We start from the raw sequence: 26,983 nt of genomic DNA on the forward strand, positions 1-26,983 counted from the left end.
CTACGGCGCAGCAGCGCTGGCCAGCAGACGCGCCAAGCCCTCGAGCAGACGCGCCAGCGCACCCTGGTTACGCTCCAACACCGCCAGCCCCGCAGCGCGCATCCGTTCGGCCGTCTGCGGCTCGTGCCACAGCGCGGCAACCTGTTGCGCCAGCTGCGCGGCGTCCATCACTTCCAGCAGCGCGCCGGCCTCACGCAGTTGCGCGGCGATCTCGAGGAAGTTGAACAGGTGCGGCCCCGCCAGCACCGGCTTACCCAGGGCCGCCGGCTCCAGCAGGTTATGCCCGCCATTGGGCACCAGGCTGCCGCCGACCAGGGCCACATCGGCCAAGGCATAGAGAAACAGCAACTCGCCCATGCTGTCGCCCAGCAGCACGGCCGTCTCGGCCGTCGGCGCAGCCGCACTGGAGCGGCGCACGGTGGTCATGCCGGATTTTTTACACAGTTCGAAAACGCTGTCGAAGCGCTCGGGATGGCGCGGCACCAGGATCAGCAGCGCGTCGGGATCACTCTGGCGCAGCTGTCGATGCGCGGCGAGGACCAGCTCATCTTCGCCGGCATGGGTGCTGGCGGCGATCCACACCGGCCGCGCAGTGGCCTGCCAGTCCGCGCGCAAAGCCGCCGCGCGCAGCAACAGTTCGGGGTCGATGCTCAGGTCGAACTTGATCGAGCCGGTCACCGTCACGCACTCCGCTCGCGCGCCCAGCGCCCGGAAGCGCTCGGCCTCGGCTTCGGTCTGCACCGCCAGCCAGCTCATCTGCGCCAGCATCGGTGCCGTCAGCCCGGCGAAGCGTGCATAACCGCGGGCCGAACGCTCGGACAGCCGCGCATTGGCCAACACCACGGGAATCTTGCGCAGCGCGCATTGGTGAATGTGATTGGGCCACAACTCGGTTTCCATGATCACCGCCAGCTTCGGCCGAACCCGCTCGAGGAAACGCGCGGCCGCCCACGGCAAGTCATAGGGCAGATAGCAATGCTGCACACGGTCGCCGAACAGCGCCCAGATACGCTCGGAGCCGGTCGGTGTCATGCAGGTCACGGTGATCGGCAACTGCGGGTAACGCAGCAGCAGCTCGCGGATCAGCGGCGCGGCGGCAATGCTCTCGCCCACCGATACCGCATGCACCCAGATCCCGCCCGCTTTGAGTGGCGGCAGATTGCAGGCAAAGCGCTCGCCGATGCGTTTGGCATAGGCCGGCGCGTTGCGCGCACGCAACGCCAGACGCGCGCCGATCAGTGGCAGGCCGAGATGAAACAGGACGCTATAGAGGCTTCGATTCATGGGGGCGGAGGATACCAGAGGCCCATCACGTGCGGGCCCATCCACCATGGGAAAAGGTCCGCGCCAGGGCGCTGCGCAGGAACTGCGCCGCCGGCCCTAAGGGGCGGTCGCGGCGCCAGACCAGTTCGACGCCCAGCGACGGATAGGCCGGCAATTCGCCGCGCAGCTCCACCAGGCGCTCGCGATACATCGGGTAGTGCGCCACATCCCGCGGAATCACCGCCCAGCCCAGACCGGACATGGCCAGCTCGGCGATCGCATAGAAGCTGTCGGCGCGCCAGACCGTCGGGCTCAGACGCTCCACCTCATGGCGTTGCTGGGCCCGCGCGGCGCTCGGCTGTTGCTGGTTCGTGCGCGCGGCGATCAGCAATTGCCGATGGGCAGCCAGGGCGCGGCGGTCGACCTGCTCGAGTTGGGCCAACGGGTGTTGCTGACCGCACACCAGCACCAGCGGCATCTCGCCCAGCGCCGCCTGCTCCAGGCCGGCCGGCGTGTGCTCCTGCTGGAATAGCACGCCCAGATCGGCCTGACCCTCACTGACCCAACCGGAGATATCGCCCTGGGTGCCATAGGCCAGCGTCAGCTCGAGAAAGGCAAAGCGCTCGGCTAGATCGACCAGCGCACCGGCCAGGGTGCTACAGGTAAAGGCTTCGTCCACCACCAGACGCAGATGCTGCTCCTCACCGCCGCCCAGCGCCAAGGCGCGGCGCTCCAGGCGCTGGCACTGGCGCAACACCTCGCGCGCTTCGTGCAACAGGGTCTCGCCGGCCGGGGTCGGTTTGGGCAGGCGCCCGCCGCTGCGCTCGAACAGGCGCACGCCCAGATCATCCTCCAAGAGCGCCACCGCCTGGCTCACCGCCGACTGCACCCGGCGCAGATCGCGGGCCGCGGCGGAAAAGGAACCATGCTCGCAGACCGCGACGAAGGCCGACAGTTGATCCAGATTCCACTGCATGGACTCACCCTCACTTATCTCTAAAGCAGATAGGATCTAACTTGAAGCCATCATTAAAGACTCTAGAATCGCCCCCAGTCAAAGGCCCTTATCCGCAGGAGGATGCAGCCATGTCGGGTTATCTCTATCTGGGAGTCGCCATCGCCGCCGAAGTGGTGGCGACCACCTCGATGAAAGCCATCGACGGCGTGAACAAACCGCTGCCCTTGCTGCTAGTCATCGCGGGTTATGCCATCGCGTTCTGGATGCTGACGATAGTGGTACGCACGATTCCGGTGGGCGTGGCCTACGCCGTCTGGGCGGGGCTGGGCATCGTATTGGTGAGCATCGCCGCGGTGTTTATCTATGGGCAAAAACTCGACCTGCCCGCCGTACTCGGCATGGCCCTGATCGTCGTCGGGGTGGTGGTGATCCAGCTGTTTTCCGCCAGCACCGGCCACTAGTGGACTGAGAACCTGTTCATGATCTGCTGCGCGTCGGCCATGCCGCGTTGAAATCGGGCTCAAAATGCTCATTTACTACTTGTAAACTGCGCTTTTTCGCCCGATTTCGCCTTGCCTGACCTTAGCTCGCGAGATCGTGAACAGGCTCTGAGCGGTTGCTTCGTTTGCCTATCGCGGTATCTGTAGGCTGGCGTAGAGCGAAGCAGGTAGGGTGGATTAGCCGCGCAGCGGCGTAATCCACCAGCCCGGGCAAACAATCAACGGCTAGCACAAGGCGAGGCGCTCGGGCGATCCGAAGCCACGGGTTATACTGCCCGCCAGTTTTCCGACCAAGGCAGTTCGCTCCATGTCCCAGGCCCTTTCCACTGACGTGTTGATTGTCGGCGGCGGCATCGCCGGCCTCTGGCTGAATGCCCGTCTGCGCCGTCAAGGCTTCGCCACCCTGCTGGTGGAAACTGCCAGCCTCGGCGGCGGGCAGAGCGTGAAGTCGCAAGGGATCATCCATGGCGGCGCCAAATACGCCCTGCATGGCGCCCTGACTGGCGCCTCGGAAGCCATCGCCGACATGCCAAGGCGCTGGCGCGAGGCGTTGGCCGGCAGCGGTGAAGTGGATCTGAGCGGCGTGCGCCTGCTCTCCGCGGCGCATTACCTATGGTCGCCCGGCACCTTGGCCGGCAACCTGACCAGCTTCTTCGCCAGCAAAGCGGTGCGCACCCGCGTCGACCAGGTCAAAGGTGCCGACCTGCCGCCGGCCCTGCAACACCCGCAATTCAAGGGCAAGGTCTATCGCTTGAGCGAACTGGTGCTCGACGTTCCGAGCCTGATCGAGCGGCTGGCCGAGCTGGCCGGTGACAGCCTGCTGGCCGCCGAACGGCTTGAACCCTTGCACGAGAACGGCGAATTGGTCGGCCTGCAGGTCGACGGCCGCGAGATCCGCGCGCAACGCATCGTCCTCAGCGCCGGCGCCGGCAATGCTGCATTGCTCAGTGCCCTCGGCCTGTCGCAACCGGCCATGCAGCGTCGTCCCTTGCATATGGTGCTGGTCAAGGCGCCGAGCCTGAAACCCCTGTACGCCCACTGCCTCGGCGGCGGACCGAAGCCGCGCGTCACAGTCACCAGCCACCCGGCGGCCGATGGCCAATGGGTCTGGTATCTCGGCGGCGACCTGGCCGAAGCCGACGGCGTGGCCCGCGACGAGGCGGCACAAATCGCCGCCGCGCAAAAAGAGCTGGGCAACCTGCTGCCCTGGGTCGACCTCAGCCAGGCGCGCTGGGCCACTTTGCGGGTCGATCGCGCCGAGCCGGCACAATCCGGGCTGGTGCGCCCGGACAACGCCTTCCTCGCCGAGCAAAACAACGTGCTGGTCGGCTGGCCGACCAAGCTGGCGCTGGCGCCGGACTTCGCCGACCGGGTGCTGACGGCGTTGACGCGCGACGGCATCCAACCCCGCACGCACCCCGCGCTGCCGGCCCTGCCGCGCCCGCCCGTTGCGCCGGCGGTCTGGGAGGCGCTACTGCCATGAACACCTTGCACGACCTGCACCGCCCGCTGGGCAGCACTGGACTATGGGTCTCGCCGCTCGGCCTCGGCACGGTCAAGCTCGGCCGCGACCAAGGGGTGAAATACCCCAACGGCTTCAGCATTCCCGATGACTCCGCCGCGCGGCAACTGCTCAAGCTGGCGCGCGAACTCGGCATCAACCTGATCGACACCGCGCCGGCCTACGGCAACAGCGAAGAGCGCCTCGGCCCACTGCTGCGCGGGCAACGCGAGGATTGGGTGATCGTCAGCAAGGTCGGCGAAGAGTTTGAAAACGGCCGGTCACGCTTCGACTTTTCCGCCGCACACACGCGCTTCTCCGTCGAACGCAGCCTCAAGCGCTTGCAAACCGAAGTGATCGATCTGGTGCTGGTGCACTCGGACGGCAACGATCTGGCGATCCTGCGGGACGGCGGCGTGTATCAGACCCTGGCGGACCTGAAACGCGAAGGGAAAATCCGCGGTTTCGGCCTCTCCGGCAAAACCGTCGCGGGTGGCCTGCTGGCGCTGGAGCAAGGCGACTGCGCGATGGTCACCTACAACCTCAATGAACAACATGAGCGCCCCGTGCTGGATTACGCCGCCAGCCACGGCAAGGGCATCCTGATCAAGAAGGCCCTGGCCAGTGGCCACGTCTGCCTGGATCCGGGCGTCGACCCGGTGCGCGCCAGCTTCGAGCTGATCTTCGCCCACCCCGCGGTAACCAGCGCGATAGTCGGCACCATCAACCCGCTGCATCTGTCCCATAATGTTTCGACCGCCGCCAGCGTGATCCGCGAACTGTCCTAGCCTGCGGCCGACCCCGACGCAAGAAGGAGCCGAGATGCCGCGCACCCTCGTCCGCAAGGACCCCAGCAGCTTTCAGACCCAAGCACTGTTCGTCGAGGCCACTCCTACCGGGCTGAGCTACCAGGGCCTCGGGCGGCCGCTGAACTTCGGCCAGATGCTCGAACGCCGCCAGCCGATTGCTATCGCCAGTAGTGAGTGTTTTGCCGTGGAGCTGGCCAACCTCGGGGTCTCGGTGCGCCTGACCCTCAGTTGGCAAGGCCACGACTACTGGGTGCTGGTGCGGCAGCGGCGCCAGGATCGCGGCGACACGGTGCTGAAATTGATCTCCGGTTACGTGCCGGCCCAGGAACTGAACCTGCCCTTGCTCACGGCGATTCAGGAAGTTGCCGAAGAATGCTTGCTGGAAACTCCACAGGGTTGGCTCGGCGGGCGCTTCGGCGACACCTGGCTGCCGACGCCCTATCAAGGCCCCCTGCACTATCGCGAGGCCATCAGCTTCAGCCTGAGCCCGCTGTCTGGCGCCGCGCGCCCGACACGTTGCGGCAACCTGACCTTGCTCGAGCGGCCACGGACCTATGTCCATCTACCCACCGCCTCGCTGCAACTGGTCTACGACCTGCGCCTGGAACTGCCGAAAGAAGCCAAACGACTCAGTTTGTTTCATGTCGATGAGCGCCTGGAAAACGGCCAACTGGTCGCCCGCCTCGATCGCCGCCGCCCGGATCTGTACCTGATCCCGCTGGAGCAAGGCCGGCCCTGCGCCGAACTACTGACCCTGAAGAAAGGCAACCTGCAACCCGCCAGCAGCCGCGGCATCTGGCTGGCAGAAAGCTTCGCGCCGCAAGAAGGCTGGCTGGTGCGCGATGAACGGATTCGCTGGAAGGACTGGCTGGCGCAACAGCATCTCACTCAGCCGGCCGCCAAAAAGCCCCAACAGACTGGGGCTAGATCGGCTTGCCGATGAGTGGAGTGGCTATTTGAGCTCGCTGGAACTTTTACCCAGCAGGCGACGGGCGACGATCAACAACTGGATCTGCTGGGTGCCCTCGAAGATGTCGAGGATCTTCGAATCCCGCGCCCACTTCTCCAGCAGTTCGTCCTCGGCATAACCCAAGGCGCCCACCAGTTCCACGCATTTGAGCGTGACTTCGTTGGCCACCCGTCCGGCTTTGGCCTTGGCGACCGACGCCTCTTTCGAGTTGGGCAGTTGGTTGTCGGCCATCCAGGCCGCCTTCAGGGTCAGCAGACGCGCGGCTTCCCACTCGGCTTCCAGACGGTACAAGGTCGCCTCGGCATGGCTAACCGCCAGCAAGGGCTTGGCGTAGTCGAGTCGGCAGACTTTCTGCAACAGTTCACGGGTGCGATCCAGCGCCGCCTTGGCCACCCCGATCGCCATCCCCGCCACCAGCGGCCGGGTGTTGTCGAAGGTTTCCATGACCCCGGCAAAGCCTTTCTGCACATCGATCTGCGGGTTGCCGAGCAAGTTGGCGGCCGGCACCCGGCAGTCGCTGAAACTGATCGAGGCGGTGTCGGAGGCCTTGATCCCGAGCTTCTTCTCCAGCCGGCTCACCGTCATCCCAGATGTGCCGTGCTCGACCACGAAGGACTTGATCGCCGCGCGGCCGAGGCCTTTATCCAGGGTCGCCCAGACCACCACCGCATCGGCGCGCTCGCCCGAGGTGACGAAAATCTTCTCGCCATTGAGGATGTAGTGCTCGCCTTCCTTGCGCGCCGTGGTGCGGATCGCCGCCGAATCGGAGCCACAGCCCGGCTCGGTGATCGCCATCGCCGCCCAGGTTCCGCCGAAGCGTTCGAGCTGCTCATCATTGGCCACCGCCGCGATCGCCGCATTGCCCAGCCCCTGCCGCGGCATGGCCAGCAGCAGGCCGACGTCGCCCCAGCACAACTCGATCACGCCCAGGCAGGCCGACAGGTTGCCGCCGTTCTTGATCCCGCTTTCCACCGACGTCGCGGCGCGGCGCTTGCTGGCCGAGGTCGCGCCGATGGCTTCCGGCGAGCCGGCGTTCATGCCATCGAGCAGCGCCGCGAGCAGATCCAGCTCTTTCGGGTAGGCATGCTCGGCCTTGTCATACTTGCGCGAAATCGGCCGAAAATAATTGGCCGCCACCTGGTGCGCCTGATTGACCAGCCCGGTGAATTTCTTCGGGGTTTCCAGATTCATCGTTCCTCCTCGAAGTGGAATTCAGCGCGTCGTGAGCGCAGGACGGGCAAGGCAGCGCCCGCTCCCGGCGGGCAAGCTGCATTCACCACATCCTTGTGGATCGCGGGTACGGACGAGAAAGCGCAGTTTACGAATGAGTAGATGAGCATTTCGAGTCCGTTCCCAACACTGCCGGCACAAGCGCAACAGCGCTGAAACCGCTTCACAGTTGTAGGCCGCCGGCCATGATCGCCACGGCACGCAGGTCGCGGTACCAGCGTTCGGCTGGATGCTCTTTGGTAAAACCGTGGCCGCCGAGCAGCTGCACGGCATCGGTACCGATCTTCATCGCCTTCTCGGCACACAGCAGGCGCGCCAGGTACGCCTCGCGATGGAATGGCAGACCCTGCTCGGAGCGGGCACAGGCGCGCCAGACCATCAGACGCATGGCGTCCAGCTCAACGGCGATGTCCGCGACGATAAAGGCCACGCCCTGGCGGTGGCTGATCGGCTCACCGAAGGCCAGCCGCTCGTTGCAGTAGCCGACCACATAATCCAGCGCCGTCTGCGCCGTACCTACGGCCAACGCACACCAGGCCAGCGCGGCGTGGTCGAGGAAGCTCTGGTAATCGAAATGCTCCGCCGCCAGCCTATGCTCGACCGCGACTTTGACGTTCTTCAACTTAAGCCGCGCGGTCGCGCCAGCCTTCAGCCCCATGGCCGGCTCCGGATGCCGCTCAAGCCCCTTGGTGCCGGCCTCGACAACGAATAACGCGGGGCCGTCCTCGGCCTGCGCCGCGACGATCAACTGACTGGCATCCAGCCCGCGCAGCACCAGGCACTTCTCTCCGGACAGGCGATAGTGCTTGCCCTTGCGCTTGGCCCGCGTACTCAGTTGCAGCGGGTCGAACAGCACTGTCGGCTCATTCACCGCAATCGCCATGACCGGCGCCGCATCCACGCCGATGAACGCCGGCAACCAGCGCGCCTGCTGCTCGGACGAACCCCAGCGGCGAATACAGTTAGCCGCGGACAGCGGCACCAGCAACGCCGCCGCCAGGGACAGATCGCCCTTGGCCAGCGCCTCGGCGATCAGCGCATTACTGACCGTGGTGCGCTCACCGGCCATCCCGCCATGCACTTCGCCGACACCATAGTGGGTCAGGCCCAGTTCCTGCGCCTGATTCAGCAACTCGGCGGGCAGCGCCGCATTGGCGTCGGCATCATGGGCCGCCGGACGCAGCACTTCGCTGGCGAACTTTTCCAGCATCTCCACCAGCATCTGCTGCTCGGCGGACAACGACAGGTCGAACAGCGCATCCGGATCGACCTGGCGCGGGCCGCGGCTGTGCTTCAGCGCGCGCTCGGCGGCCATGCGGAAGCTGGCGCGGCTACCGGTGTAGATCAGCTTCTCGAAAGGTTTACGCAGCTTCAGGCGATCCGGCCAATCGGCCTGGGCCAGACGGCTCAATAGGGCCAGGGCGCGGCCTTGTACATCGGCATTCATGGGCATCTTGTTCCACAGCGAATGAAGATGCCCGGAGCATGCGCGCGAGAGCTGTCAGCGGCTATGACCGCCCCGCCGGCGGCGACTGGCAAGTCAGCCAGTCGCTGCTTCCAGCACAACCGCCGCGTCCGGCCAGCGCAAGCCACCCGCAGCGCACTATCGGCCATAAACGACAACGCCTCGCGGAACGAGTCCGCGAGGCGTTGTTCTATCAGACCATGTTGGTGTTTAGCCGACCGGCATTATCCGACTTGAGTTCAGGAGCGCTCGCGGATCTTGTTGACTATGGCGGTGGTCGAGCTGTTTTCCACCAGGCCCAGGACTTTGACCGTGCCGCCGTAGGCCCGGACTATCTCGGCGCCGACCACCTGGTCGATGCCATAGTCGCCGCCCTTGACCAGCACGTCCGGCTTGAGCAGGCCGAGCAAACGCTCGGGGGTGTCTTCACCGAAGCTCACTACCCAGTCCACCGCGCCCAGCCCGGCGAGCACGGCCATGCGCCGGTCAACGCTGTTGATCGGCCGGCCCGGGCCTTTCAGCCGGGCTACCGAGGCATCATCGTTGATCGCCAGCACCAGCCGGTCGCCCTGGGCCCGGGCCTGCTCCAGATAGGTCACATGGCCGGCATGCAGAATGTCGAAGCAGCCGTTGGTGAAGACGATTTTCTCGCCGTGGGCGCGGGCATCCTCGATGCTGGTCAGCAGTTGCTCGAGGCTCAGTACGCCGCGCTCGGAACCTTGCTCGCGCTGCACCGCCCGACGCAGTTCGGGGGCGCTGATGGCCGCCGTGCCGAGCTTACCGACCACTATGCCGGCGGCCAGGTTGGCCAGGGCCACCGCCTGCGGCAGCTCTTCGCCGGCGGCAATGGACGCCGCCAGGGTGGAAATCACCGTATCGCCCGCGCCGGTGACATCGAACACTTCCCGCGCCCGCGCCGGCAGATGCAGCGCCGGATGCCCAGGGCGCAGCAGGGTCATGCCATGCTCGCCACGGGTCACCAGCAACGCGCCGAGCTCCAGCTCGCGCATCAGTTCGGCGCCTTTGGCCACCAGCTCGGCCTCATCGGCGCAGCCACCGACTATGGTCTCGAATTCGTTCAGGTTGGGGGTAATCAGGCTGGCGCCACGGTAGATGGCGAAGTCCTTGCCCTTGGGATCGGCCAGCACCGGAATGCCGCGAGTACGGGCGGCCTGGATCAACACCTGATGGTTCTGCAGGGCGCCTTTGCCGTAGTCCGACAGCACCAGCACCTTGACCCCGGCCAGCAGGCTTTCGACCGAGGCCGTCAGGGCGGCGGCGTCGGTGGCGAACGGCTCTTCGAAATCCATGCGCAACAGCTGCTGATGGCGACTCATGACCCGCAGCTTGACGATGGTCGGCTGCGTGGCGATGCGCTGAAAGTGCGCATCCACCCCGGCGGCAGTCAGCCGCTCGGTCAGGCTGTCGGCCGCTTCGTCCTGCCCCGTCACCCCGACCAGGCGCGCCGGCGCACCGAGCGCGGCGATGTTCAGCGCGACGTTGGCGGCACCGCCCGGCCTATCCTCGATCTGCTCGACCTTGACCACCGGCACCGGCGCCTCCGGGGAAATCCGCGAGGTACCACCATGCCAATAACGGTCGAGCATGACATCACCGACCACTAAAACAGCGGCCTGATCGAAACGGGGCATGGACAACTTCATGGGATCTCCGGGGCCTCAAGTGGCGGGCACGTAGTCTATCAGGCGATACCTACCGGCGCGCCTTCATCCAGTCCCATCGCATGCAAGCGCGCATAGAAACCGTTCTGCGCCAGCAGCGCGGCATGGGTGCCACGCTCGACGATCTGCCCCTGATCCATCACCAGAATCAGGTCGGCTTTTTCGATGGTCGACAAGCGGTGCGCGATAACCAGCGTGGTACGCCCCGTCATCACCCGATCCAAGGCGGCCTGGATATGCCGCTCGGATTCGGTGTCCAGGGCCGAAGTCGCCTCGTCCAGCACCAAGATCGGCGCATCTTTCAACAAGGCCCGGGCAATCGCCAGACGCTGACGCTGACCGCCGGAGAGCAGCACGCCGTTCTCGCCGACCTCGGTGTCCAGGCCCTGCGGCAGCTTGTCGACGAATTCCTTGGCGTAGGCCGCCTCGACCGCCTGCTCGATGGCCTCGCGCGGCGCGTCGGCCAGGTCGCCATAGGCGATGTTATTGGCCACGCTGTCGTTGAACAGGGTGACCTGCTGGGTCACCAGCGCGATATGCCGGCGCAGGTTACGCAATGTGTAGCTTTCGACATCCACACCGTCGAGCAAGATCTGCCCGGTCTCATGGTGATAGAAGCGCGGAATCAGGCTGGCCAGGGTCGACTTGCCGCTGCCGGAGCGCCCGACCAGGGCAATCATCTGCCCAGGTTCGGCGCTGAAGGAAATATCGTTGAGCACCGGCTTCTCGGCGCCAGGATACTGGAAGCTCAGATTGCGCACCTCCAGGCGACCGCTGACCCGCTCGCGCTCGACCGTGCCCTGGTCGACTTCGGGAGTTTCGTCGAGCTGCTCAAAAATACTCTCGGCGCCCGCCAGACCTTTCTGGATGGTCGAGCTGACTTCGGACAGCTGGCGGATAGGTTTCGGCAAAAGCCCCGCCAGGGTGATGTAGGCCACTAGATCACCGGCCGAAGCATCGCCACGCAGAAACAGCACAAGAAACATCAGCACCGCCATGGCGCTGTAGATCACCAGCTGCAGCATCGGGGTATAGACCGCACCGGTCTTGGTCATGCGCAACTGCTTGCGGGTGTTGTCGTTCGAGACGAACCGGAAGCGCTCCGACTCGTAGGGTTCGCCACCAAAGCTGCGCACCACACGGTAGCCCTGGATGGTCTCGGAGGCGACATGGGTGACATCGCCCATGGTCACCTGGATCTTCTTGCTCTGCTTGCGAAACTTCTTGCTGGCGCTACTGACCATCAGGCCGATCACCGGCAGGATCGCCAGCATCACCAGGGTCAGCTGCCAATTCATCATCAGCAACGTGGTGAACAGGAATACCACCGTCATGCCTTCACGGATCACAACCTTGATCGCATCGGTAGCGGCACCGGTGACCATAGTCACGTTAAAGGTGATGCGCGAGATCAGATGCCCGGAGTTGTGGTTGTCGAAGTAACGGTTGGGCAGTACCAGCAACTTGTCGAACAACTCCACGCGCAAGTCATGCACCAACCCCAGCGAAACCTTGGCCAGGAAATAGTTGCCCAGATACGAACCTATTCCCTGCCACAGCGCGATCAGCACGATCAGCAGCGGCACCGTCTGCAGCAGCTTCAAGTGGGCGAGGAAGGGAATCTCCGACAAGTACGGGATACTGGCAAAGAAGCTGGTCTCGGGATTCGACAGGCCGTCGACGAAGTACTTGAGGATGTAACCCAGCATGGGTTGGGTCGAGGCGAAGATCAGAAATCCCAAGATACTGAGCAGGAAGAACCCCAGGTAGGGCCTGACATAGCGCAGCAACCGCAGATAAACCCGAAGATCTGATTGCCGGTTAGAATTGGCCACTCTCGATCCCTTTAGCTATTCAGAGAAAATTGATGCGGATTGTACCAGCGAACGAATTGCAGCAGTGGCTAGACCAGGGCGAGGTACTGGAAAAGGACAGCCGCGGACCGAAGGTTCTGCGCCAGCCGGATGGCCGACTGCTAAAGATCTTCCGTCCGCGCCGCCGGCTGTGGCTTGCCCGTTTACGCCCCGCGGCGCAACGCTTCGCCTGCAATGCCGAACGCTTGGCCGAGCGCAACATCCTTGCGCCACAGGTCAACGAATGCCTGTGGCTCGACCGAGCCCAGGCAGTCAGCGCCTGCCTCTATGCGCCACTGCCCGGCCGTTCACTGGATCAGTTGTACCGACATGTACGCCAGGAGTTCGATGAACTGCTGCCTGAGTTGGCCGAATTTATCCATACATTGCACCAGCGCGGCATCTACTTCCGCTCACTGCACCTGGGCAACATCCTGCTGTTGCCCGAAGGTGGGTTCGGCCTAATCGACTTTCTGGACATGCGCTTCAAGCGCGGCCCGCTCAGCACCCGGCTGGCACGGCGCAACTTACAGCACCTCAAAGGCTACCTGCGCCGCAGCCAAATCGAAGACTTCCCCTGGCAAAGTCTGCTGCAAGCTTATGGGCGTCCACTGCCCGCCTCCAAGCCTGAGTGATCGCCGCCACAGATGCAGGCGATTCCTGGCCACGCCGTACTTGACCACTGCGCCCCAAAGGACTCAGACACTCGTTCTCTGAACCAATTACTTCCGTTAGGCGCAGGCAGGCTTGCTTGAAGGGTCACCGATAGTGCGCGCTATTGACCCCAGCCCGGCTGGCTTAGCGGGTCGATATAGGCACGACAAGGCTTACCGCATCCTTGTGCATTCCGGTTCTACCCTGGAGTGGCGAACTAGAATTTATTCTCAGTCGCTCAATAGGCTATCAAACGATTAAACCGACGGAGTTCGATCCCGCTCGCCCTGCCTGACAAGTGTATCTATTACTAACACTATCGCCACGGGAAGCCAGGTCACGAACCAGATGGGCGAAGGCTTCACCCAAGGTGCAGTGCCTTCTGTAAGCACTACGAACCCCGAGTACAGCCACAGGGCAACTGCGGCCCCGCCAAGATGAGTATTGCGATGCTTGAATGCTCTCCAGCCAGCCCAATACCAGAGACCGCCCCATAGAAATAAACCTATCACTCCAAACCTGATGCCGATATCCAGAAACATGTTATGTGGGTGGCGAGAACTGATTTTCAGCGAGGAGATTTCGATCCAAAAATCCTGAAATCCTAATCCATGCCCCCAGTTCTCTAACAACAGAGCAAACCCACCCTGCCATAACTCGGGCCGATACGAGAAACCTCGATTCAGAAGAAGAGTGGGTTTGACAAGCATAACTACAACGATCAACAGCACAGAAAATGCAGCCATCGCATAAGCAGCTTTACTCCTCGACAACACCCCAGTCCCCACAAAAGACAGCATCAAGCACAGCCAGACCCAGCGACTCTGGTTGAAATAAAGGAACGTGCCATACCCCAACAGAGCCAGCAGCACGCCACATATAACCCACGCCCCTCGCCTAGCTTCAAGCCCTAGCAGTGCCGTCAGAATCACCAGCGCTCCACATGCCTGCGCGGCAGGAATCACCACCCGCCACAGCCCCATCGACACCACTCGATAGTGAAATTCATTGCCTTGCACGAAATAAAAATTAAGCCAGGAAAGTCCAGCACCCAGCCCACCCAGCGCGCAACATAGCAGCAGAAAATCCGAGAACCTTTCCTTCAAATACATGGCAGAAACCATGCATCCCAGCAGGCTAAGAGATATATAAAACGGCAACTTAAGCTCTCGAAGATCACCCCACCCCTCAGCAGTCAAGGCGACGACGAACATACACCAGGCGGAAATCAGCAGATACAGCCAGGCAAAAGGCTTATGGATTAACGGATAGTTTCTGCGAAACAAGCAAAAATGCAGTAAAGCAGGGGCCCACAGAAAAAATATGATAAGTCGATGATAATAAGTATTACTCGGCAACACCCATGGCGCGCACAAGAAACAGGCCAACCCAAAAACCACCAGTCGCGAAAGCCAGTCCCCAAAACGCTCTCTAGTCATAAAATTCAAAAATCACCATCATGCAGAAAATATTTAATTAGCGCACCCAGATAAACTCTAAAACAATTCAGAAGCCCGAACTCTCTGGCGATGGCCGACAACTCGCCATAATCTGAAAGACCGGACAAAAGAATGCGCCCCTGCAACTCCCCCTTCTTCTTCTTGAATAGTCGATTCCTTCTCTTTCGCTTCAGAGCGTCTATTTCTTTCTTTATAAAAGCATAGAATCGCTCATCACCTTCCTTGTGAATCCTGGCCGCTTCCACACCCATTTTTTCATAAATGACTTTTTCATAATTTGAAAAGTCTATTTTATGGGTTGCACTTCCTGGGTGAACCCTCGTCAAAGCGATTGCTGTCGGGTCACCCAAGAAGGATATATAGGCACCACGAAGAATACACCGCAGCCAATAATCCCAATCTTCAAGCGCTCGCATGTTGACATCGAAAAAACCAACCTTATCGACAAGCGACCTTTTTATAACCGCCGAATGAATGGCCATATTATTTCCCTTTACAAATACGGGAAACGCGACCTCATATCGACCATCTATTACTTTTGACCACTCTTTGATTGAAGACAGATCAAGTTTGGTAAAAAGCTTGTCTTCGCACACATCTTCAAAATAGCGAAAGCGCGAATAAGAAATATCAATATTTGGGCTCTTCTTGAAGTGCTCAATATGCGCCATCAGCTTATTTGGCGTTATCAGATCGTCCGCATCAAGAAAAAGCACGAACTCTCCTTGCGCAAGCCTTATACCGGCATTCTTAGCCTCAGAGGTCCCAGCATTTCGCTGACGTACATATCTAACTCTCGAATCTTCCCCCACCAGGATCGATGCAACTTCTTCCGTGTTATCAGTAGAGCCATCATCAACTATAATAGCTTCCCAATTCTGGTAGCTTTGCTCCCGTAGACTATTGACAGCACGCCCCAAAAAGCGCGCATAGTTGTAGCACGGGATAATTACCGAGACTTTCTGCTCAACCAATTGACAAGAAAACACCTGCCCCATCTCATCCCCTGCCATAAAGCATTCGCAAAACCCCACGCAAGGTCTTTCTATTCCAAAAGCGCACGGGAATACCACGTAACAATGTCCAAGCCAATTCGCGGTCCACACGCGCGCACTTGAGCAACATCGAGTTGCGGTAGTTGGCGCAAACTTGGGCATAAGCAGGATGGTCGCTGAAACGCGCATAGGTACGCAGCACGTTATCCACCATGAAGCGGTAGTTCTTGTAGGTATTGCTGCCATGCACGCGATAGAGCGCAAGCACGTCCGCCAGCACGTCGATAAAGTAGCCGGCGCGGGTGATCTTCAACTCGATCATCAGGTCTTCCAGGCGCACCTCGGGATCGAAACCGCCTACCCGCTCAAGCGCTTCCCGTCGGAACAACAGGGTAGGTGCCGGAGCACCGGGCTTGCGATGCAAAAATACATCCTCGAAATCCAGCCGCCGCGACGGCAAGTCGCGCTCGCCTCCCAGAGGTAGCCCAGCCGCATCGATGCTGCGGATAGCGCCGGCACAGATGCCAACCTCAGGTTGATCCGCCAGGTGGGCGACCTGAATGGCCAGGCGCTCGGGCAACATGATGTCATCCGAACCAAAAGGCGCAATCAGACTGCCCTTCGCCCGCGCGATCGTCTCATTCAGAGTTCGCGACAAGCCCTTGTTAGCCTGCACCCGGAAGTCAAATCCGTGGATGTCCTGCAGGGCCTTTATCCGGGCAACGCTGTCATCACTGGAGCCGTCATCCACGACAAGCAGCTCAACATGGGGATAACTTTGCGCCATCACGCTGAGGATGCTGGCCTCGATGTAGGGCGCGTGGTTATAGGACGCGATGATTACGCTGACCAAGGGCTGCTGATGACTAGACATGAAATCTTCTCAAAACGGAGATAGCCGCGACCATAACGTCCGCCAGGCTGAAGGTGAAACTGGCAGCGGCGGCTTGCCAAGCTCCTCCGCAAGTCGTCTGGCCAGTTGCGGATGCGCCAAATGTTGCTCGACGAAACAGCGCCCATTATCCGCTATGCCTTGCGCCCAGACGGGATCGTGGCGCAGCCGTTGCAAATGCTCACGCAACTCCTCGATGCTGGAGTACAGCAATAGATGATGGCCATCCTGCAGGCCAATGGCTTCCTCCTCGCGCCCCTGACGCCAGGCCAGCAGGACACAACCGCAGGCCATCGCCTCGAAGTTTTTGGCCATGTACTCGCCCAAGCCGACATCGGCGCTGACGAAGCAGGCAATGCGGTTGAGCATCTTCCGATAGGGCTCACCCGGATCGGTGCGCAGTACCTGCAATGGCTCACTCGCCGCGAGCTGCTCCAGCAGCGCTTTGCGCCCCGTGTATACCGCACTGCCGGTGCGCCCGATGAAGCCCAACTCGATATCGCGCTCGCCCGCCTCAACGAAGATCATTGCGGGATCGTAGCCCTTGGGGATGAAGCTGACAGTAAAGCCTTCCGCTACCAGTTGCTCGGCGACGCCGGCACCGGTGACGACAACCCGCGCATTGGGCAGTGCACGGTAAAAGCGACTGAATCGGCCGCGCCAACAAGAGCCTTGCAGATAATTCTGGCAGGCGTCTTCCTCGTAGATCAGCAGGCCGGGCAAGCCCTGGAGAAACCCGGTCTGACGGCAGATGTGCTTGAAGTGCAGATCAAGCAGGATGCGCTGATAACGGGAAAGGTCGATCCCGCGCAGAGTACTGCGTAAATCGCGCTGCGCTTGCTTGTCCAGCACCCGCAGATCAAGGTCAACGTGTTGCCCCAGGTGCTGGAAAACGCTCGAAAAATCGGGCTCTCGGCGGGCCGAACTCAGCGCCAGGACCTTCATCTGCCCACGCCCAACCATAGGCGCAAAGCCTTGCGCCCATAGGAGCCCTTCAGCAGCACCCGCCAATCCGCTTTCGCCGCCGCACCGAAGTAAGACTTGGCGGCCGCCGTATCGCCGGCCAGGTAGGCGCTGCGGAACAATGACAAGCAGCGCTGCACATAAAACTCGGCTTTCAGCGCCTGGAATCGCGCATCGAGGCGCCGCGGAGCAAACACCTCCTCGACCAACGCCAGGCCGCCGGCCTTGGCGTGGCTGAACTGGTGGCGCAGGCTGTCGTCGTGCTTATGGATAAGCGCCAAAGGCTGCATCAGCAGCGTGCACGGGTAATTGGCCAGGGCCTGGGCGAATACCGGGATGTCCTCGGCACTGCGGAACGCTTCTGGATAGTCGCCGCGCTCGAATACCTCACGGTGCATCGCACAGGCGCCATTGGAAAGGGCCAGGCGCTTGTCCAGCAGATACGCGCGCAAGCGCTGCTGCGCTTGTTCGGGCAAGGCTTCCGGCTTGTGCTCGCGGCGCTTGCCATCGGCCGAGAGAGCGATATGCCCAGCAATCACCAAGCGTGTCTGCGGCTGCGCGAGCAGGTGCTCGCGCAGCGTCGCCAGGGCGGTGGGCGCAAGCTCGTCATCGGCATCGAGAAAGATCAGGTAATCGCCCGACGTCTCGCGGATGCCCAGGTTACGCGCCGAGGAGGCGCCACCGTTTGCCTTGCTGAGGGCGCGAAAGCGCCCCGGATGATCGGCCTGCAGACGCTCCAGCACCTGCCGGGTGTCATCCGTCGAGCCGTCATCGATGACAATCAGCTCTGCGGATGCAGCATCCAGTTGCGACAGCACCGATTCGACCGCCCGCGACAGCACGCCCGCATAGTTATAGGTGGGAATAACGACGCTAAGCAGCGGCTTAGCCGGCATGCTCATACCTGTCCGCACCGTCCTTGACCACCAGAATATCTTCCATGATCAGATACTGCAGGTCCGAGCCGAAAAACATGTTCAGCGCGTCGGTTGGCGAGCAGATCATCGGCTCACCGCGGCGGTTCAGCGAGGTGTTCAGCGACACGCCGTTGCCGGTCAGTTTCTCCAGTTCGAGCATCATGTCGTAGTAGCGCGGGTTGTACTCGCGCTTGAGCACCTGGGCCCGCGAGGTGCCGTCCTCGTGCACCACTTCCGGTACGCGGGTTTTCCACTCTTCGGCCACCTCGAAGGTGAAGGTCATGAACGGCGCCGGGTGGTCGACCTTGATCATCTGCGGGCCGACGGTATCCAGCATCGACGGGCAGAAGGGCCGCCAGCGCTCGCGGAACTTGATCTGCTCGTTGATCCGGTTGGCCACCCCGGCGATGCTCGGGCAACCGATGATCGAACGACCGCCCAAGGCCCGCGGGCCGAACTCCATGCGCCCCTGGAACCAGGCCACCGGGTTGCCGGCGACCATGATCTCGGCGATGCGCTGCGGCATGTTGTCGATCTGCTGCCACTTGGGTGCATTCGGGTGCTTGGCGCAGGCGGCGATGACCTCTTCGTTGGAGTAGGACGGGCCGAGATAGACGTGTTCCATCTTCTCCACCGGCACGCCGCGCTGGTGCGAGATGTACGCGGCGGCGCCGACCGCGGTACCGGCGTCGCCGGAAGCCGGCTGGACGAACAGCTCTTTGACTTCCGGACGGGCGATGATTCTTTGGTTCAGTTTGACGTTCAGCGCGCAGCCGCCGGCGAAGGCGATCTTGCCGGTTTCCTTGAGGATGTCGCCGAGGTAGTAATCCATCATCTGCAGCGCCAGCTTCTCGAACAACGCTTGCATGCTGGCGGCGTAATGGATGTACGGATCGTCGGCGATATCGCCTTCACGCTTGGGCCCCAGCCACTCGATCAGCTTGGGCGAGAAATAGAAGCCCTTGCCGTGCTCTTTGTAGCGGCGCAGACCGATGACGTTGGCGTACTCGGTGTTGATGATCAGCTCGCCATTCTCGAACTTGGCCAGGCGCGAGAAATCGTACTTGGAGGCGTCGCCGTAAGGCGCCATGCCCATCACCTTGAACTCGCCGTCGAGCATTTCGAAGCCGAGGAACTCGGTGATCGCGCCGTACAGGCCGCCGAGCGAGTCCGGGTCGAAGAACTCCTTGATCTTGTGGATCTTGCCGTTCTCGCCGTAGCCGAAGAAGGTGGTGGCGTACTCACCCTTGCCGTCGATGCCCATGATCGCGGTCTTCTCGCTGAAACCGGAGCAGTGGTAGGCGCTAGAGGCGTGGGCCAGGTGGTGCTCGACCGGCTCGATCTTGATCTTCTTCGGATCGAAACCCAGCTGTTCGAGGCACCAGACGATCTTGTTGCGGTAGCGCTTGTAGCGCCGGTTGCCCATCAGCAGCGCATCCAGCGCGCGATCCGGGGCGTAGGCGTAACGCTTGGCGTAGTGCCAGCGGGCCTTGCCGAACAGGCTGATCGGGGCGAACGGAATCGCCACCACGTCGACATCGGCCGGCTTGATGCCGGCCTGCTCCAGGCAGAACTTGGCCGACTCATAGGGCATGCGGTTCTTCGCGTGCTTGTCGCGCACGAAGCGCTCTTCTTCGGCGGCCGCGATCAGCTTGCCGTCGATGTACAGGGCGGCGGAAGGATCATGGCTGAGAGCGCCGGAAAGGCCGAGAATCGTCAGTGCCACAGAAAAAGCCTCTTTAAAGCAGCTGTCTACTTGCAGCAGAACGCTTGCAGCGACAGCAGTCGTTTATATACGCAGCCCGGAGCGGGCTCTTGCTTGCAGCTTCAAGCCTCGGGCTTCAAGCCGGCCTTGGGTAAACGTTGATCGAGCAGTTTGAAGAGCCTTGAATCCGCCGGCCAGTTGCGCAAGAAGCGCGCACGGTCACGGCCATAGGCCGGCGCAAAACTGTCGGCGCTGCGGTGTTGCTGCATGGCATCCAGATCGATCAAGGCCCAGCGACCGGCCTGCCACAGCAGGTTGGTCCCCTTGAGATCGCCATGACTGATGCGCTCACGCAACAAAGCCGCGAATAACTCATCCAGTGCCTTGAGTTCGGCCTCTGGCGGCAAACCAGCCTCGTCCGGATTGTCCAGACAGGGCTTAAAGCGCGCGATTATATCCTCACCGGCCGAGTGTTCGGTAACCAGATAGGCACGCCGGCGCAGCCAGAATGTGCGCAGCTCCAACACGGCCAGGGGTTTGGGTGTTGCGATACCGAGAAAGTCCAGGCGATTGCCCTCGCACCAACTGTGCCAGGCACGGCTCGGCCGCCAGAAGCGTTTCAGCCAGTGCACGACGCCTTTGATGTTATAGCGCTTGAGCACCAGCCTGCGGCCGTCCACCTCGACCCGCGCCACGGTGGAGGAGCCACCCAGCTTGAGCGGCTGAGCGGCGGCGATGGCGGCATCGGGGTCGGCCAGCAGCGGCGCCAGCGCGCTTTCGTCCTGACGCCGGACTACCCGCAGGGCAGACGCACCGCGCCGCACACTGAACAGGCTGCAGTCGCGCCCGAGCTTGCGCAGGTAATCGCGCAAGCGCCAGCGCCGGACGTTGCCGACCTCCTTGAGCAAGACCTCCAGCGGCAGCGCGTGTTCGCCATTGACCAGCAGGTAATGCACCAGCAGCTCTTCGATATGGAGATCCAGGCTGGCCGGCAACTGGGCGAAGAACACGCCCAGGTTGGCCAGCACCCGGTCGCGCGACAGCGGCTGACCCGGTGTTTCGGCGCGCACGCCGCCGCCGTCGATCAAATACAGCTGCCCCTTGTGCCGCAGCAGGTTGTCCAGGTGCAGGTCGTCTTGCCACAGCCCCTGGCCATGCAACCGGGCAATCACCGCTAGCGCTTCGCCCAGCAACGCCTGCTGGGCATCGCTCAGCAACGGTTGCGACTCCAGCAGCCGCCACTCATCGCCCAGACCGCACGCATCGGTCAGGTAGTCGAACAACAGCCAACCGCCCTCGCCGGCGCGAAAGCCTTGAGCGAGCAGCTGCGGCGTACAAAGACCCTGCTGCGCGAGCAAACGCGCGCCCTCGGACTCACGGGCAAAATGCCGCGCGGCCTTGCCGCCGACCAACAATTTGGCCAGCACCGGCCGACCTTGCCACTCGGCCTGACCGACATAGCGCTGGCCCGGCAGCACGCGCAGCAGGCTGTCGAGGCGTAGCGGCTGCCCTGCCACATTGAGTTCCAGCGGCAAGCTCGGCGTGCGGCCGGCGCGGCGCAATTGCTCGAGCGTCACCGGCGCGACTCCTTGTTGTGCCGCCGAGCGCCAAGACGTTGCCACCAGCGCTGAACATCGCCGCCCGAGCCAACGTAAGCGAGGAGTAGCTGACAGACCTCAGCCTCACTCCAACTGCTCGCCCGCCGCAGCAGCGGCTCCAGATCCTTGATCCGATCACGCTCGCCGAACCACAGCGAGCGGGTCTTTTCCAGATCGATCAGCTGCGCGGCAAACTCACCGTCGCGGTCACGTAGAAAAATATGTTTGGGATAGAAGCAACCGTGCATCTGCCGCGCATCGTGCAGACGCCGGAGCAACTCGCCACAGGCCCGCAAGATGGCCATACGTTGCGCTTCACTGCGCTCGGTCCAGCCCTGCAGCCAGTGCTCGAGGTCCTGCCAGCCATCCAACGCCCGCGTCAGCAACAGCGCACGCTGCTCGCCGGCCACCCGCCGCTGGGCAAAAAACGCCGCCCGCAGCGCCGGGATGCCGAGCTGGCGATAACGCTGGATGCTGCGGAGCTCGCGGGCGAAGGTCGGCTCACCGAACGGGCGCCTTAGGCTGCGGCCCAGGTAATTGCTCTGCCGCTTGAGGTAATAGGCCGCATCGCCCAGCTCCAGGCGATACACGCAGCTCCAGCCGCCGCGCTCGGTATTCGGTTCGTCCACCGCCGCAAGCGTCAGCGCCCACAACGCCTCATAGCTGGCCAGCCCATGCTGCTCGAGGAGCGCACTATCCTCGCTGGCGATAAAATCCTTCATTCACGCCCCTCGAAGAATTTGACGATCTGTCGAATGCTGTTCTTGTCGCAACCATCCAGGCGTTGGCGCCCCCGGTATTGCAGGTAGAAGCGCAGGCGCTGGCTGCGCGACAGCTTGTACTTGGCCACCTTATCCAGGCAGGCCAGATCCTTGATGATCCGATAGCGCAGCAATGGCCCCCACCAGAAGCTGCCGGTCGGGCAGTCGATCAGAAACAGCTCGCCCTGGCCGTTGACCAGCAAGTTGCGCCACTTCAGATCGTTATGGGTGAAGTGCTGCTCATGCAGGGTGCGAGTTGCCAGGGCCAACTGCCGGCTGACCCCGTCCACCCAGGCGCGATCCCGCAGGCAGGCATCGTCACGCAGCGCCAACTGGGCCATGTCTTCGGTGCCGGCCAGCTCACGGGTGATCAGCGCGCCGCGGACAAAGGCACCGGCCTTGCGCTCCAGCCCATAGGCCACGACGGGCGCGGAGGGGATGCCCCACTTGGCGAAATACTTGAGGTTCTGCCACTCGGCCTTGACCCGCGGGCGCCCGATAAAACGGCGCAAGCCCTTGCCGGCGCCGTGATAGCGCTTGACGTAATAGCGCCGCCCGTCGCATTCGACGCGCACCACCTCCGACAGCGGGTCGCGGGTGATGTGCTCGCCCGGCAAGGCGAATACCGCATCGAGATCGGCAAAGGCGGCGGCCAGCGCTGGCGACGCGCCCTCGGTCAGCCGCCACTCACTCATGGCCTGCTCCCGGCGCATACTTGCGGGCATAACGGGCCAGTAGTTTGTCCGCCTTGCGCTCCAGCCAGATCAGCAGTTGCGCCTCGTCGCGCAGAATCTGGCGCAGTGGCTGGCGGCCTTCTGCTGCCTGACCCTTTGCTGCATGACCCTTTGCTTCATAAAAATAAGCGCGCAGGAAGCGCAGCTTATCGCGCCGGGTCAGGCCGAGGTTAAGGGCGGAGAAGTACAACCCGGCCAGGTCCTTGTCGCGCCAACGGCGCGGCGTGACTCTGCGGGTCTGGGCGCGGTGCAGGTCGATCAGCGACAGCCTGAAATCATCGGCCGCGACCGGCTTGTCTGTGTGCAGCAGGAAGTGGCAGATATAGCAGTCGCGGTGATTGACCCCGGCGCGGTGCATAGCGCCGGTCATCCGCGCCACTTCGGCGATCAGCGCGTGCTTGAGCACGGGTGCGGGCGGGTTCTGCGGCCAGTCGAGGCTGAAGTCTTCCAGGCTGACGGTGGGCGCCAGCTCCTCGGTGACGATAAAGGAATGCTGGGTCGCCGGGTTGCTGCCGCGTGAACCATAGGCCACCGCGGTCATGGTCGGCACGCCGACCTGATGCAAGCGCTGGATCGCCGCCCACTCCTGGCCCGCGCCGAGTACCGGCAGCTTGGCGGTCAGCAGGTTCTTGAAGATTTCCGCCCAGCCGATGCCACGGTGAATCTTGACGAAGTAGCCGCGCCCTTCGACCTCGGTACGCAAGGTTCGCCGGCCTTCCAGCTCGCGGTAGACCTGGCCCTCCAGGCGCTCCACCTCGGCGAAGGCGTCGCGACCGGCCCACAGGCGCTGGAAGGGTTCAGCCAAAATGAGTTTCAAGCCTGTTTCTCCGCCAGAATTACATCCGCCGCGCGCTGCGGCAGGCTATAGAGGTCGGCCGAATCGGCGAACGCCAGGCCGTTACGCGCCCAACTCGTGCGCTGCGCCGCAGCGCCGAGCATCTCGCTCAGCAGACGGTTGAGTCGCTCCTGTTCGAACGGGCTCGGCACGACCCGGCCACAGTCGGCTTCCTCGATGTAATGGGCATAGCCGCAGACATCGCTGACCAGTACCGGCAAACCGGCGACCACGGCTTCCAGCAATACCGTGCCGGTGTTCTCGTTGTAAGCCGGGTGAATCAGCAGATCGGCGCCGAGGAGGAAGCGCGGAATATCGCTGCGGCCCTTGAGGATCTGCACCTGGTCGGACAGGCCCAGCGTCTTGATCTGCAGCAGGAAGGGCTTGGGATCGTCCTGGCCGATGACGATCAAGCGGGTGCGCCGCTTCAATTCACGCGGCAACGCCGCCAGCGCCTTCAGGCTGCGATCCAGGCCCTTGGTCTTGAAGCCGGAACCGATTTGCACCAACAGCAGGTCATCATCCGCCAGCTTGAACTCGCGGCGGAACTCGGCGCGAATCTCCGCGGCATTCGCCGGCGCCCGGCGATCCGGCGCGATGCCCGGCGGCAACAGGTGAAAGCGCTGCGCCGGGGTGGCGTAATGCTTGACGAACAACGGCTGTTGCACCTCGGAGATCATCAGCACCGAGGTTGCAGACTCGGGCGCAAACACCGCGCGCTCATAGTCGGAGAAGTGCTTGTAGCGGCCCCACTTGCGGTACAGGGAGTTGCGCAGGTTCTGCGCCTTGTCCTCGAAGCAGCCATCGGCGGCGTAGTACACGTCCAGCCCCGGCATCTTGTTGAAACCGACCAGCCGATCGACTGGGCGCTTGGCCAGATCGGCCTCGACCCAGGCCAGCAGCTTCTCGTTGCGGCGGTGATTGAACAGCGCCTTGACCGGTGCCACCAGCACCTCGAAACCCTCGGGCACCTCACCCTCCCAGATCAGCGTGTAGACGCGGATCGCGTGCCCACGCCGCTGGCACTCCAGGGCGATGCGCAGGAAGTCGCGCTGCAGGCCGCCGAACGGGAAGTACTTGTAGAGCACAAAGGCCAACTGCATCAGACGCTTTCCTCGGCGAGCAACAGCGCTTCCAGCTCGGTCGCCACACGCTGCGGATTCAAGCGGGTAAAGCACAAGGGCCACTCGCGTTTAAGATCATGCCAGCGCTTATCTTCAGCCGTCGGCTGGTAGGCGCAGGTCTTTTTCAGGCAGGGCGCGCAGGGGAAGTCGCTGGCCAGATGAATTTGCGAGCGCCCATAGGCACCGGTCAGGCCCGGATTGGTGGGGCCGAACAGCGACAGGGTGGGCACATCCAAGGCGGCGGCCAAGTGCCCGAGACCGGTATCCACCGCCACGCAAGCGCGGGCGCCGGCCAACACCTTGGCCATGCCCGCCAAGGCTAATTTGGGCAGTACCGCGGCGTTTTCCAAGCCGGCGGCAATCCGTTCGGCGCGCGCCTTCTCGGCCGGATTGCCCCAGGGCAAGCGTACCGCCCAGCCCAGCGCACCCATGCGTTCGGCGAGTTCGCGCCAGTAGGCTTCCGGCCAATGCTTGGTGTCCCAGGTGGTGCCATGCAGGAACAGCAGGTAGGGCGCGCCGGCCGGCGTACCGGCCAGTTGCGCGCGCTTGAGCCCGTAATCACCCACCGAGCCCGGCAGCGGATAGTCCAGCGCCTGGGCAAACAACTGCCGCACGCGCTCGACCGCATGCTGCCCCCGGGGCACCGCATAGCCGCGATCATACAAGCGACTGGCCAGCGGCTCGCGGGCCGAGGCGCGGTCCAGCCCGGCCACCGGCGCCTTGACGTAGCGGGTCAGCCAAGCGCTTTTCAGCAGACCTTGGGCATCGATCACCAGGTCGTAATCGGTCTCGCGCAGGCGCCGCTTGAACCGCCGCCAGTCGCCATTTTTCAGGGTCTGCCAGAGGTTCTTGCGCCAGCGCCGGATCGCCACCGGAATCACCTGCGCCACCGCCGGATGCCAGGCCGGAATCTCGGCAAAGCCCTCTTCCACCACCCAGTCGAACTGGATACCGGGAATCGCCCGCGCCGCATCGGTCAGCGCCGGCAGGGTATGGATCACATCACCCAGCGAGGAAGTCTTGACCAGCAACACCCTCATTCGGTGACCTCGATCGGGTCCGCGGCCAGCCGATCCAGCGCCTCGACCACCGGCCGCGGCTTGAGCTCGCGCAGGCAGTTGTAGTGGCCGAAGCGGCAGGTGCGATCGAAGCACGGGCTGCACTCTAGCCCTAAGCGGACGATTTCCACCTGTTCGGCCAGCGGCGGGGTGAACTGCGGCGAGGTCGAGCCGTAGACCGCCACCAGCGGGCGGTTCAGCGCGGCGGCGACGTGCATCAAGCCGGAGTCATTGGAAACCACAGCGGAAGCCGTGGACAGCAGGTCGATCGCCTCGGCCAGCGCGGTTTCGCCGGAGAGGTTGCGCGCTTCTTCACGCAGGCCGGGGATCAGCCGCGAGCGAATCTCTTCCCCGACCGCGTGATCGTTCTTCGAGCCGAACAGCCAGACCTGCCAGCCGGCACGGATCTTCAGCTCGGCGACCTTGGCGTAATGCTCGCTGGGCCAACGCTTGGCCTCGCCGAACTCGGCGCCGGGACAGAGCGCCAGCACCGGACGATCCAGGCTCAGGCCGAACTTGGCCAAGGCGGCCTCACGACTGGCCGGGTCGATCCGCAGGCTCGGCCGCGGATACGGCGCAGGCAGTGCGGCGCCGGGCTCATAGGCCAGCGCCATAAAGCGCTCGATCATCAGCGGGTAGCGGTCCTTGTCGAGCGTGCGGATATCGTTGAGCAGGCCAAAGCGCAGCTCGCCGCGCCAGCCGGTACGCTTGGGAATCCCGGCGAACCAGGGCACCAGCGCCGACTTCAGCGAGTTGGGCAGGAGAATCGCCTGGTCGTACTGGCCGGCCAGCGACTTGCCGACCTTGCGCCGGGTGGCCAACTCCAGCACGCCATGGCCGAGCGGGAAGCTCAGCGCCTGCCGCACCTCGGGCATGCGCTCGAGGATCGGCCGGCTCCATTCGGGCGCCAGCACGTCGATCCGGCACTCGGGATGGCGTTGTTTCAGGCACTGGAACAGCGTCTGCGCCATTACCATGTCGCCAACCCAGCTCGGCCCTACGATCAGTATTCTCATTACGACTCCGCAAATGATCAGGGAGGCTCGCGCCTCCCTG

At 62.9% G+C, this 26,983-nt stretch carries 24 protein-coding genes; 5 read left to right on the plus strand and 19 right to left on the minus strand.

The annotated features are described in order from the left end of the window. Entirely contained in the window at positions 1-1,284 is a 1,284-nt protein-coding gene (gene waaA / locus FFS12_RS12350; RefSeq protein WP_137887087.1) for a lipid IV(A) 3-deoxy-D-manno-octulosonic acid transferase, read from the minus strand. Positions 1,285-1,309: 25 nt separating this feature from the next. Further along, positions 1,310-2,239 carry a LysR family transcriptional regulator gene (locus FFS12_RS12355; RefSeq protein ID WP_137887088.1) on the minus strand — a complete coding sequence of 310 codons (930 nt, stop codon included), beginning with the start codon at positions 2,237-2,239 and terminating at the stop codon, positions 1,310-1,312. 110 nt (positions 2,240-2,349) lie between these two features. Here FFS12_RS12355 and FFS12_RS12360 point away from each other — a divergent pair, with 110 nt between their 5' ends. The 4 genes from FFS12_RS12360 to FFS12_RS12375 all read left to right on the plus strand — a co-directional run bounded on the left by FFS12_RS12360 (position 2,350) and on the right by FFS12_RS12375 (position 5,974). Further along, positions 2,350-2,682: a multidrug efflux SMR transporter gene (locus FFS12_RS12360; RefSeq protein ID WP_137887089.1), complete on the plus strand. Its 333-nt coding sequence runs from the start codon at positions 2,350-2,352 to the stop codon at positions 2,680-2,682. A gap of 346 nt (positions 2,683-3,028) precedes the next feature. Further along, on the plus strand, positions 3,029-4,204 hold the full coding sequence (locus FFS12_RS12365) for an FAD-binding oxidoreductase (RefSeq protein ID WP_137887090.1): 1,176 nt from the start codon (positions 3,029-3,031) through the stop codon (positions 4,202-4,204). After that, complete coding sequence (locus FFS12_RS12370; protein ID WP_137887091.1) at positions 4,201-5,010, plus strand: aldo/keto reductase; 810 nt, start codon at positions 4,201-4,203, stop codon at positions 5,008-5,010. The genes FFS12_RS12365 and FFS12_RS12370 overlap by 4 nt, the downstream gene beginning before the upstream one ends. Positions 5,011-5,044: 34 nt before the next feature. Further along, on the plus strand, positions 5,045-5,974 hold the full coding sequence (locus FFS12_RS12375; protein ID WP_137887092.1) for a metal ABC transporter ATPase: 930 nt from the start codon (positions 5,045-5,047) through the stop codon (positions 5,972-5,974). Between the two features lie 9 nt (positions 5,975-5,983). Here FFS12_RS12375 and FFS12_RS12380 read toward each other — a convergent pair whose 3' ends face one another. The 4 genes from FFS12_RS12380 to msbA all read right to left on the minus strand — a co-directional run bounded on the left by FFS12_RS12380 (position 5,984) and on the right by msbA (position 12,213). Then, positions 5,984-7,192 (minus strand): acyl-CoA dehydrogenase family protein, encoded by a 1,209-nt coding sequence (locus tag FFS12_RS12380; RefSeq protein WP_137887093.1) that lies wholly within the window; start codon positions 7,190-7,192, stop codon positions 5,984-5,986. Positions 7,193-7,394: 202 nt separating this feature from the next. Beyond that, positions 7,395-8,684, minus strand: a complete 1,290-nt coding sequence (locus tag FFS12_RS12385) for an acyl-CoA dehydrogenase family protein (protein WP_137887094.1) — start codon at positions 8,682-8,684, stop codon at positions 7,395-7,397. A gap of 251 nt (positions 8,685-8,935) precedes the next feature. Then, positions 8,936-10,360, minus strand: a complete 1,425-nt coding sequence (gene hldE, locus FFS12_RS12390; RefSeq protein WP_137818621.1) for a bifunctional D-glycero-beta-D-manno-heptose-7-phosphate kinase/D-glycero-beta-D-manno-heptose 1-phosphate adenylyltransferase HldE — start codon at positions 10,358-10,360, stop codon at positions 8,936-8,938. Between the two features lie 38 nt (positions 10,361-10,398). Then, the gene (msbA, locus tag FFS12_RS12395) at positions 10,399-12,213 is read right to left on the minus strand and encodes a lipid A export permease/ATP-binding protein MsbA (protein ID WP_137887095.1); all 1,815 of its coding nucleotides are present in this window, start codon (positions 12,211-12,213) and stop codon (positions 10,399-10,401) included. A gap of 32 nt (positions 12,214-12,245) precedes the next feature. Between msbA and FFS12_RS12400 the strand changes: the two genes are divergently transcribed. Further along, positions 12,246-12,866, plus strand: a complete 621-nt coding sequence (locus FFS12_RS12400) for a lipopolysaccharide kinase InaA family protein (protein ID WP_137887096.1) — start codon at positions 12,246-12,248, stop codon at positions 12,864-12,866. A 276-nt stretch (positions 12,867-13,142) separates the two neighbouring features. Here the strand turns inward: FFS12_RS12400 and FFS12_RS12405 are convergent, their stop codons facing one another. The 13 genes from FFS12_RS12405 to waaF all read right to left on the minus strand — a co-directional run bounded on the left by FFS12_RS12405 (position 13,143) and on the right by waaF (position 26,943). Further along, complete coding sequence (locus FFS12_RS12405) at positions 13,143-14,324, minus strand: O-antigen ligase (protein ID WP_137887125.1); 1,182 nt, start codon at positions 14,322-14,324, stop codon at positions 13,143-13,145. Positions 14,325-14,329: 5 nt separating this feature from the next. Further along, positions 14,330-15,358 carry a glycosyltransferase gene (locus FFS12_RS12410; RefSeq protein WP_137887097.1) on the minus strand — a complete coding sequence of 343 codons (1,029 nt, stop codon included), beginning with the start codon at positions 15,356-15,358 and terminating at the stop codon, positions 14,330-14,332. Beyond that, on the minus strand, positions 15,345-16,214 hold the full coding sequence (locus FFS12_RS12415) for a glycosyltransferase (RefSeq protein WP_137887098.1): 870 nt from the start codon (positions 16,212-16,214) through the stop codon (positions 15,345-15,347). Before FFS12_RS12415 ends, FFS12_RS12410 begins: the two co-directional genes overlap by 14 nt. Before the next feature lie 9 nt (positions 16,215-16,223). After that, complete coding sequence (locus FFS12_RS12420) at positions 16,224-17,177, minus strand: glycosyltransferase (protein ID WP_137887099.1); 954 nt, start codon at positions 17,175-17,177, stop codon at positions 16,224-16,226. Next, a complete protein-coding gene (locus tag FFS12_RS12425) occupies positions 17,174-18,097 on the minus strand; it encodes a glycosyltransferase family 2 protein (RefSeq protein WP_137887100.1) in 924 nt (307 codons plus the stop codon). The genes FFS12_RS12420 and FFS12_RS12425 overlap by 4 nt, the downstream gene beginning before the upstream one ends. Next, entirely contained in the window at positions 18,081-19,838 is a 1,758-nt protein-coding gene (locus tag FFS12_RS12430) for a carbamoyltransferase (RefSeq protein ID WP_137887101.1), read from the minus strand. Before FFS12_RS12430 ends, FFS12_RS12425 begins: the two co-directional genes overlap by 17 nt. Before the next feature lie 101 nt (positions 19,839-19,939). Beyond that, positions 19,940-21,394: a lipopolysaccharide kinase InaA family protein gene (locus FFS12_RS12435; protein WP_137887102.1), complete on the minus strand. Its 1,455-nt coding sequence runs from the start codon at positions 21,392-21,394 to the stop codon at positions 19,940-19,942. Continuing rightward, complete coding sequence (locus tag FFS12_RS12440; RefSeq protein WP_137887103.1) at positions 21,391-22,137, minus strand: lipopolysaccharide kinase InaA family protein; 747 nt, start codon at positions 22,135-22,137, stop codon at positions 21,391-21,393. The genes FFS12_RS12435 and FFS12_RS12440 overlap by 4 nt, the downstream gene beginning before the upstream one ends. Further along, positions 22,134-22,871 carry a lipopolysaccharide kinase InaA family protein gene (locus FFS12_RS12445; RefSeq protein ID WP_137818630.1) on the minus strand — a complete coding sequence of 246 codons (738 nt, stop codon included), beginning with the start codon at positions 22,869-22,871 and terminating at the stop codon, positions 22,134-22,136. Before FFS12_RS12445 ends, FFS12_RS12440 begins: the two co-directional genes overlap by 4 nt. Next, positions 22,864-23,727 (minus strand): lipopolysaccharide core heptose(I) kinase RfaP, encoded by an 864-nt coding sequence (rfaP, locus tag FFS12_RS12450; protein WP_137887104.1) that lies wholly within the window; start codon positions 23,725-23,727, stop codon positions 22,864-22,866. The genes FFS12_RS12445 and rfaP overlap by 8 nt, the downstream gene beginning before the upstream one ends. Further along, complete coding sequence (locus FFS12_RS12455) at positions 23,724-24,848, minus strand: glycosyltransferase family 4 protein (RefSeq protein ID WP_137887105.1); 1,125 nt, start codon at positions 24,846-24,848, stop codon at positions 23,724-23,726. The genes rfaP and FFS12_RS12455 overlap by 4 nt, the downstream gene beginning before the upstream one ends. Continuing rightward, positions 24,848-25,909, minus strand: coding sequence for a lipopolysaccharide heptosyltransferase I (gene waaC, locus FFS12_RS12460; protein WP_137887106.1), 1,062 nt, complete (start codon positions 25,907-25,909; stop codon positions 24,848-24,850). The genes FFS12_RS12455 and waaC overlap by 1 nt, the downstream gene beginning before the upstream one ends. Then, complete coding sequence (gene waaF, locus FFS12_RS12465) at positions 25,906-26,943, minus strand: lipopolysaccharide heptosyltransferase II (RefSeq protein WP_137887107.1); 1,038 nt, start codon at positions 26,941-26,943, stop codon at positions 25,906-25,908. The genes waaC and waaF overlap by 4 nt, the downstream gene beginning before the upstream one ends. Between the last annotated feature and the right edge of the window lie 40 nt (positions 26,944-26,983).

Source organism: Pseudomonas sp. 2FE (assembly GCF_005503735.1).
Lineage (GTDB): Bacteria > Pseudomonadota > Gammaproteobacteria > Pseudomonadales > Pseudomonadaceae > Aquipseudomonas.

Excerpts from the sequence above, each read along its gene's own strand:
- FFS12_RS12355 (WP_137887088.1), bottom strand. The coding sequence starts at position 2,239 with ATGCAGTGGAATCTGGATCAACTGTCGGCCTTCGTCGCGGTCTGCGAG.
- FFS12_RS12455 (WP_137887105.1), bottom strand. The coding sequence starts at position 24,848 with ATGCAGTTGGCCTTTGTGCTCTACAAGTACTTCCCGTTCGGCGGCCTG.
- FFS12_RS12425 (WP_137887100.1), bottom strand. The coding sequence starts at position 18,097 with ATGAGCATGCCGGCTAAGCCGCTGCTTAGCGTCGTTATTCCCACCTAT.
- FFS12_RS12410 (WP_137887097.1), bottom strand. The coding sequence starts at position 15,358 with ATGGCAGGGGATGAGATGGGGCAGGTGTTTTCTTGTCAATTGGTTGAG.
- FFS12_RS12370 (WP_137887091.1), top strand. The coding sequence starts at position 4,201 with ATGAACACCTTGCACGACCTGCACCGCCCGCTGGGCAGCACTGGACTA.
- FFS12_RS12400 (WP_137887096.1), top strand. The coding sequence starts at position 12,246 with ATGCGGATTGTACCAGCGAACGAATTGCAGCAGTGGCTAGACCAGGGC.
- waaA (WP_137887087.1), bottom strand. The coding sequence starts at position 1,284 with ATGAATCGAAGCCTCTATAGCGTCCTGTTTCATCTCGGCCTGCCACTG.
- FFS12_RS12420 (WP_137887099.1), bottom strand. The coding sequence starts at position 17,177 with ATGAAGGTCCTGGCGCTGAGTTCGGCCCGCCGAGAGCCCGATTTTTCG.
- FFS12_RS12440 (WP_137887103.1), bottom strand. The coding sequence starts at position 22,137 with ATGAAGGATTTTATCGCCAGCGAGGATAGTGCGCTCCTCGAGCAGCAT.
- hldE (WP_137818621.1), bottom strand. The coding sequence starts at position 10,360 with ATGAAGTTGTCCATGCCCCGTTTCGATCAGGCCGCTGTTTTAGTGGTC.
- FFS12_RS12445 (WP_137818630.1), bottom strand. The coding sequence starts at position 22,871 with ATGAGTGAGTGGCGGCTGACCGAGGGCGCGTCGCCAGCGCTGGCCGCC.
- FFS12_RS12415 (WP_137887098.1), bottom strand. The coding sequence starts at position 16,214 with ATGTCTAGTCATCAGCAGCCCTTGGTCAGCGTAATCATCGCGTCCTAT.
- FFS12_RS12375 (WP_137887092.1), top strand. The coding sequence starts at position 5,045 with ATGCCGCGCACCCTCGTCCGCAAGGACCCCAGCAGCTTTCAGACCCAA.
- waaC (WP_137887106.1), bottom strand. The coding sequence starts at position 25,909 with ATGAGGGTGTTGCTGGTCAAGACTTCCTCGCTGGGTGATGTGATCCAT.
- FFS12_RS12365 (WP_137887090.1), top strand. The coding sequence starts at position 3,029 with ATGTCCCAGGCCCTTTCCACTGACGTGTTGATTGTCGGCGGCGGCATC.
- FFS12_RS12360 (WP_137887089.1), top strand. The coding sequence starts at position 2,350 with ATGTCGGGTTATCTCTATCTGGGAGTCGCCATCGCCGCCGAAGTGGTG.
- FFS12_RS12380 (WP_137887093.1), bottom strand. The coding sequence starts at position 7,192 with ATGAATCTGGAAACCCCGAAGAAATTCACCGGGCTGGTCAATCAGGCG.
- waaF (WP_137887107.1), bottom strand. The coding sequence starts at position 26,943 with ATGAGAATACTGATCGTAGGGCCGAGCTGGGTTGGCGACATGGTAATG.
- FFS12_RS12385 (WP_137887094.1), bottom strand. The coding sequence starts at position 8,684 with ATGCCCATGAATGCCGATGTACAAGGCCGCGCCCTGGCCCTATTGAGC.
- FFS12_RS12405 (WP_137887125.1), bottom strand. The coding sequence starts at position 14,324 with ATGACTAGAGAGCGTTTTGGGGACTGGCTTTCGCGACTGGTGGTTTTT.